The following is a 7,351-nucleotide window of genomic DNA, read 5'->3' as shown; positions in this document are numbered from 1 at the left end:
TTTTCCCCCAAAAGCAGGAATCCATTCTTCCACTAATTACTCTAATTAACACGAATTATTTTTATGTTTTTTATTAGTGTCATTTGTGTAACCCTGTCCGGCCATTGACGGAACGTGTCCGGCATTTGACGGATTCGTGAATAAGTTTTTTTATCCCTTTTGCACACCCAATTCACTTTTTAACACTTTCGTCGCATGCTTTGCGAGAGAAAAAAAGTAATCAATCCGCCTTTTTAAAATACCACACATCTTGATTTATTCTGTTTTTATTATTATCTTCACAAAACAGAGAATATTTCTTCCCCAAAAAAAGGAAAATCAAATGAAATTTTTAAGCAGATTATCTATAGCGCTTTTTGTATCATTAACTATGTACTCAGCACTGTTTTCTCAGGTGACTGTATTTACACATCAGGATACTTTAAGAGGATCTATAACAAAAGAGAGGGAATGGTGGGACCTGACCTACTATCATCTTAATATCAAAGTTAATACTGTAGAAAAAAGTATTACAGGCACAAATATCATTGAGTACAGAGTATTGAAACAACTTCAGAAAATACAGATAGACCTGCAGCCTCCCATGGAAATCACAAAAATAGTGCAGGACGGACAAAAACTGCAATTTAACAGACACGGCAATGCATATTTTGTGAATCTTAAAAAAACACAGAAACCAGGCGACATCAACTCTCTGACTGTTTTCTATCAAGGAAAACCCAAAGTCAGCAAGCGCCCCCCATGGGACGGAGGATTAACCTGGACAAAAGATAAGAACGGAGTTGATTTTATTGCAACAACTTGCCAGGGAGACGGAGCAAGCTTATGGTGGCCGTGCAAAGACCATCTTTACGATGAACCTGACAGTATGCTTATAAGCGTTACTGTCCCGGAAAAACTTTTTGAAGTATCAAACGGCAGGTTAAGAAGCATCAACAGAAACAGCGACAGTACGAAAACTTTTCACTGGTTTGTATCAAATCCGATAAATAATTACGACGTCAATGTTAACATCGGCGATTATGTAAATTTTGCTGAGAAATATCATGGAGAAAAGGGTGTGCTGGACTGCAATTATTATGTCCTGAGATACAACCTTGAGAAAGCCAAAAAGCAGTTCAAAGAAGTTCCGAGAATGCTGAAAGCTTTCGAATACTGGTTCGGCCCCTATCCTTTTTATGAGGACAGTTACAAATTAGTGGAAGTTCCGTATACCGGAATGGAACACCAGAGTTCTGTAACTTACGGAAATGGCTATAAAAACGGTTACAGGGGGAATGACGTCAGCCATACCGGATGGGGAATGAAATTTGATTTTATAATTGTTCACGAATCAGGGCACGAATGGTTTGGAAACAGCATCACTGACAAAGATATTGCAGATATGTGGATACATGAGAGTTTTATCGCATATTCGGAGAATCTCTTTCTAAATTATTATTATGGGAAAAAAGCAAGTGCTGAATATGTTTTGGGCACAAGACAGAACATCAGAAACGACAGGCCGATCATAGGGATTTACAACGTTAATTATGAAGGCTCCGGTGATATGTACTACAAGGGAGCCAACATGCTGCATACTTTACGGCAGATTGTAGATGATGATAATAAATGGCGGAGTATCTTAAGGGGGCTTAATAAAGAATTTTATCATCAGACAGTCACATCAGCGCAGATAGAAAATTATTTAACAAAACATACAGGATTAGACCTTGCTCCGTTTTTTAATCAGTATCTCAGAGATGTCAGAATTCCGGTTCTGGAATACATTATAAGTGACAGCACATTTCAGTACCGATGGACTAATTGTGTAAATAATTTTAATATGCCTTTAAAAGTCTGTTTTAATGAAAAAGTACATTGGATACACCCGGCTGTAAGGTGGCAAACATTAAAAACTCCTGTTCATGTAGAAAAATTCATTCTGGATCCGAATTTTTACGCTGCTTCATTTAATTTAAGAGGAACTGCGGATAATTGTAAATTTTGATTCCTTAAAAACTTTTAGTTCGTAAATTTATTAAGCCTGGAATTCATGAAAGGAGAGAACAAAAATGGAAAAATCTGCCCGGACTGCAAAGGAGTTGTTCGATCAATGGGCAGTGGATTATCATGCTGACGGCATGGAACAAGGCCATATTCAAAGCGTAAAAGAGGCATTTAAATTAATCCGGCCTTCTCAGGGGAACTATTTTGAAGTAGGCTTTGGCAACGGATACGGGATTGAATATATGGCCTCAAATCAATATTCAAACGGTACATGTTTCGGCCTTGATATAAGTGATGAAATGTATAAACGGGCATTGGCAAAATTGAAACAATTGCCGAACATACATTTATACACAGGTGATTTTCTTTCATGGATGCCTCCTGACAATGCTGTTTTTTCCTGCATTTTTTCTATGGAAGTTTTTTACTATTTCAAAAATATGCAGTCCGGTATTGACAAAGCAGCAAGCCTTCTGACTTCCGGGGGAATGCTGATGGTACTTGTTAATTACTATACGGAAAACAAAGAAAGCCTTTCATGGCCTGATGATGTCAATGTCGATATGTCCCTATGGTCAGAAAAGGAGTATGCAGAAGGTTTTTACAGAGCAGGGTTAACCGGAATTTTACAAAAAAGGCTGAACAAAAACAAATCTGCAGGTACTCTGATGACATTGGGATTTAATCCGAATTAAAATCACTTATATAAGATAAAAAACACTTGATTTTATAATTCAAAACATTTACACAATTTTTACAAATGCCTTTATGATTCTTTCAGAAAAATTGCTTATATTGATTAATAAATCTTTTTACTTGCAAAATTTCATAAAATTAAGTATAGTTATGTTATCCTTTTTAAGCAGGATAAGGCATAAAAATTGACAAGGAGGATTTAATGCCTGACAAGAAAAAAGAAAATTTGAGCGATCATAGAATTCAGACCAGCTTTCTATCAGGTCCGGAGAAAAAAGCCCTTTTATGGCTTGCACCGAGAATGCCCCAATGGGTAACTCCTGACCTTCTGACCTTTTTCGGGCTATTCGGTATGGGAGTATGCGGTATTTCTTACTATCTCGCAACCAAACACTGGATATTCCTTGTACTTGCCAGTATAGGACACATTATTAACTGGTTTGGTGACAGCCTTGACGGCACTCTTGCAAGATACAGAAACCAGCAGCGTCCAAAATACGGCTATTACATTGACCACCTTGTAGATGCTTTTGGTATTGCATTAATGACCTTTGGCCTTGCTTATTCGGGCCTGGTACGGCAGCCATTTATCTGGGTTTTTCTCTCTCTGTTCTTTATCACCTCAATCAACACTTATCTTGCAACAAACTCGACAAACATTTTTAAAATATCTTATCTTAAGTTCTCAACAACCGAGGCCAGAGTTGCACTTATAATTATGAATACTATTCTGATTTTTATACGGAATATTACTATATTAGGCTTTACTTTCCGCTGGCTTAACGTGGCCTCTATTCTCATTTCCATTTTTCTTCTTGTTGCTATTATTCGCAGTGCATATAAAAACCTGAAAAAGCTGAATATTGAAGAGCGTGCTCTCTGGGAGAATAAATCGGACAAATAGTTTTGAGCTTGAACTATAGACTAATATTTGGAGGTATATGATTAAAATTTCTTCTCCCAAGTTAAAGAGGATTATTAAATTTCAGGTTGTTGCATTGGGCGGCACTTTGGTAAATATGACAACTCTTTTTATTCTCAGAGGAAGGGAAAATTTTCCTTTGATCGCTGCAGGTGCCATTGCAATTGAGCTTGCAATTATTCACAATTTCACATGGCACTATTTTAAAACATGGAAAGAACGGGTTACTCACACAACGAAAGACTATTTTAAACGTCTTTTTAAATATAATATAGTAACTGCATCAATAGATTTTACAGTCAATTTGTCTTTTCTCTGGTTTCTCACAAAAGTTGTAGGCCTGCATTATATGGTCTCTAATCTATTTGGTATGATGGCAGGCCCTGTTCTCAAATATTTTGCCAATGATATATTAGTATTTCAGCAGAAAAAGAAAAAAAAACACATCACCGAACAAAACGAAAAAGTGCAAAAAATATAGTAAGAGCGCAGGGAATGTATATGTATTCCCTGCTGCACCTTCTATTTATATTGACTGTACAATCTTTTTACTTTACAAGCTTCAGACTCCGGTCTATACTGAATTTGCATTTGCATAACCATTTTAAATGGAAGTAGCTTATGAATAAACCAACCATTGTTGTCCCCACTTATTGGGGAGCAGAAGGCGTACAAAACCACCTGAACGAAAAGGTTGTTTTTGATCACCCTACTCCTTTGGATTCCAGCGGAACACTGCCTGCTTTTTTCGACAGCTTATCAATTCTGAAAGATCAGGATTTCTCTGTTGCAGTCATTGCTGTACCAAATTCAGACATGGTAGTACAACGGGTTATTGATAAAGTAAATACTATAATTGAGCCCTATAAGGATAAATATGATATTTCTGTGCTGCACCCGGAAAATCTGCAGCACTTAAAGCATAAACTTCAGGATTCAGGACTATCATCTGATGCATTGAAGCTTCTGAACCTATCAAATTATGCAGCTGTCCGCAATATGTGCTCTCTTGCAGGAATACTGAACAACAGTGAACTTACAATTTTTATTGATGATGATGAAATCTTCCATGACCCCGATTTTATGGAAAAAGCTCATACATTTGCAGGCAGGGAATGGGAGGGAGGATATATCCATGCTGTGGCAGGGTATTACCTACAGCCCGAAACCTATAAGATTGAGAATAAAAACCCGCCTGTATGGACAAAACCTCAATGGGACAAAATTGACAGTATGAACAGAGCATTCGATGAAATCATAGGCAGGCCTCCAAGGCTTAAGGTAACCCCCTTTGTTTTCGGCGGCAATATGGTAATTGATCTTGAGACATTAATGAATGTACCTTTTGACCCTAACATCACCCGGGGTGAGGATATCGATTTTCTTATAAACCTGAGAATTGCCGGGATAAATTTTTATCTTGATAATGAACTGGCAATCAGGCATCTGCCTCCTCCCTCACACCGGCCGGAATGGAAAAACCTGCGTGAAGATGTAAAACGTTTTTTATACGAAAAGAAAAAAATTGACGATCACAAAGATATGCCTGGCCTGAATCCTGAATACTTTGACCCATATCCCGGAATGTTCCTCCGGGACGATCTTAATGAAAGAATTATTGATACAGCAAAGAAGCTCCGCGAGGAATATATACAATTGAAAGATGATACGGGAATTGATGAGTGCAGCAAAATAATTGCAATTGTTGAAAACAACCCTTTTGCAAAAATTGACACAAAAGCCTGGCTGCATCAAATCACTGCATACTGGCAGGAATTGACAGAATCAGTAAAAGGAAGGAGTATTCCGGAAACTGCTGCATAATAATTCGGCAAGGGTTCAGAGTTCAAATCATTTAAGACTATCCGCCCATTCTGCAGCAACATCACCAATCCATTCAGATATTCTTTTATCCGGCAAGAGACCTCTGTTTGCAAAAAGAATATTCTTACCTTTAAACAACTCTTTTATTTCTGTCTTTTGTCCCATCATAAAGGAAACTGAATTGTCTGCCATTCTTTTAACTCCCATAGAGAGGTAAAGCCCGACTACAAGAGTTCTCTTCTTTTTCGTGTCTGCTTTTAGGATAGCAGATACGCCTTCTGTTGAAAAAGCCTGGCCGATTTCTACAAAAGCATAGTCAAAATATTCAATTCCGGTGTTGGCGCAAATATAAGAACCTGTTTCTCTGCATACCGAATCCCAAATGGGTTTAAACCTGCTGTCTCCGTGAGCAAGAAGAACAACCCCTTCGGAATCCGGTTGATCTGATAATTCTTTCACTCTATCCAGCATAGCCTCTTTTAAAATGCTGCCATAATTTAATGTAGGCCCAAGTGTTATTTTTAACTTTGTATTAACAATTTCAGTACCCTCACTTTTAATCTCTTTCACAATATCTGCTTCGCTGTACATGCCGAGAATAGTCGGAATATCAAACAATGAATGTCCTGAAGGAGCAATGAAAAGCGGCACTGCATAGACTTTTGTAATACCCTTTTTTTCAAAATCTTTAATGACCGTATTGATTGACGGCTCATTAAACTCCATTAAAGCGACTCTTACTGCACTGAATTGTATACCCTTTGCTGACATTATTGTTTTTACTTCATTCTCAAGGTTCAGTACCGGCTTGTTCCATTGGGGAACAGGTGAACCATGAGCAATAATAACCAATCCTACTTTATCCTCTGCAAAAATTATATTTGTCACTGACAATATGATAAAGGCTGCGACTAAATATTTTTTAAAATATTTCATCTTTAAATCCTCCATTTATTTATTTCCGTCAACAAATCATTAATCCGTTTTAAATATAACTATGCTAAAATTTTAAGAAAAGTATTAAAATTGCTCAAATCCATAAAGGCATAGTCCGGATTATGCTTTGTAAGTTCTTTATATGAGTGTATTCCTGTTGCAACTGCAACGCTTTTAAAATCATGGGGACGTGCACACTCAATATCAAATGGCGTATCTCCTATAACATAGACATGATGGCTGGGAACTATGAACCCGAATCTTTTCTTAAACCGCTTAATAGCAACAGCACCGAGAAAATTTCTATTACTGGAATCATCGGAAAATGCCCCAAGTGTAAAATAATGCCCAAGTTCAAAATAATTCAGTTTTATGTATGCGCTCTCTTTATAGTTCCCTGTCAGAAGCCCGAGAAATACATCGGGCCTTTCTGATAAATTTTTAAGCAAGCCATCTATACCGGGGCATACCATTTCTCCCTCTCTTGGCTTTTCCATCTCTTTTCTTAAAATATTAAAATACTTATCCTTTAAATTGTTTTCAATTTCGGAGGTCCATTCCATACCATTATTTTCAATAGCATCTTTAAAAATTAAAGGGTCTGTCCTCCCCATCATCGGTATCGAATCAAGAGCATTTTTCAGGCCGAAAAGCTCATACAATGTTTTTTCCATTGAAGTTTTTCCTGCTCCGCCTGTCCGAACAAGTGTACCGTCAATGTCAAAAAGAAAAAAATATTTTAAATGTTTCTGATGATTCACTGTTTCTCTGTCTCCATAAAATCATTTAACAATTCCCGGATTATTCGATGGATAATATGGTATGAATAAATTTAAATGTCAAGCAAGTATGGAACACTTTTATTCTGACATGTAAAAAGAGGAACTGTCAAAACATCAACGACAGTTCCTCTTTACCCAACAACTATGTTATAAAGACAGTTTAGAGTCATGCCCGGGACTAAAGCATACAGCCGTCACTGCA

At 37.2% G+C, this 7,351-nt stretch carries 7 protein-coding genes; 5 read left to right on the top strand and 2 right to left on the bottom strand.

Going from position 1 to position 7,351, the window contains the following annotated elements:
- The first annotated feature begins 322 nt into the window (after nt 1-322).
- The 5 genes from J7K93_02020 (at nt 323) to J7K93_02000 (ending at nt 5,431) form a co-directional block, all read left to right on the top strand.
- Nucleotides 323-1,990, top strand: a complete 1,668-nt coding sequence (locus J7K93_02020) for a M1 family metallopeptidase (protein MCD6115766.1) — start codon at nt 323-325, stop codon at nt 1,988-1,990.
- Nucleotides 1,991-2,054: 64 nt separating this feature from the next.
- Entirely contained in the window at nt 2,055-2,684 is a 630-nt protein-coding gene (locus tag J7K93_02015) for a class I SAM-dependent methyltransferase (protein MCD6115765.1), read from the top strand.
- Between the two features lie 203 nt (nt 2,685-2,887).
- A complete protein-coding gene (locus J7K93_02010; protein MCD6115764.1) occupies nt 2,888-3,589 on the top strand; it encodes a CDP-alcohol phosphatidyltransferase family protein in 702 nt (233 codons plus the stop codon).
- A 37-nt stretch (nt 3,590-3,626) separates the two neighbouring features.
- Nucleotides 3,627-4,088, top strand: coding sequence for a GtrA family protein (locus J7K93_02005; GenBank protein ID MCD6115763.1), 462 nt, complete (start codon nt 3,627-3,629; stop codon nt 4,086-4,088).
- Nucleotides 4,089-4,228: 140 nt separating this feature from the next.
- Complete coding sequence (locus J7K93_02000) at nt 4,229-5,431, top strand: hypothetical protein (protein MCD6115762.1); 1,203 nt, start codon at nt 4,229-4,231, stop codon at nt 5,429-5,431.
- 27 nt (nt 5,432-5,458) lie between these two features.
- Here the strand turns inward: J7K93_02000 and J7K93_01995 are convergent, their stop codons facing one another.
- Complete coding sequence (locus J7K93_01995) at nt 5,459-6,367, bottom strand: hypothetical protein (protein ID MCD6115761.1); 909 nt, start codon at nt 6,365-6,367, stop codon at nt 5,459-5,461.
- A 59-nt stretch (nt 6,368-6,426) separates the two neighbouring features.
- Nucleotides 6,427-7,128 carry an HAD hydrolase-like protein gene (locus J7K93_01990; GenBank protein MCD6115760.1) on the bottom strand — a complete coding sequence of 234 codons (702 nt, stop codon included), beginning with the start codon at nt 7,126-7,128 and terminating at the stop codon, nt 6,427-6,429.
- Nucleotides 7,129-7,351: the final 223 nt, after the last annotated feature.

The sequence above is a fragment of the bacterium genome (assembly GCA_021158245.1).
GTDB lineage: Bacteria > Zhuqueibacterota > QNDG01 > QNDG01 > QNDG01 > QNDG01.
This window is presented reverse-complemented; position numbering and strand designations above follow the sequence as displayed.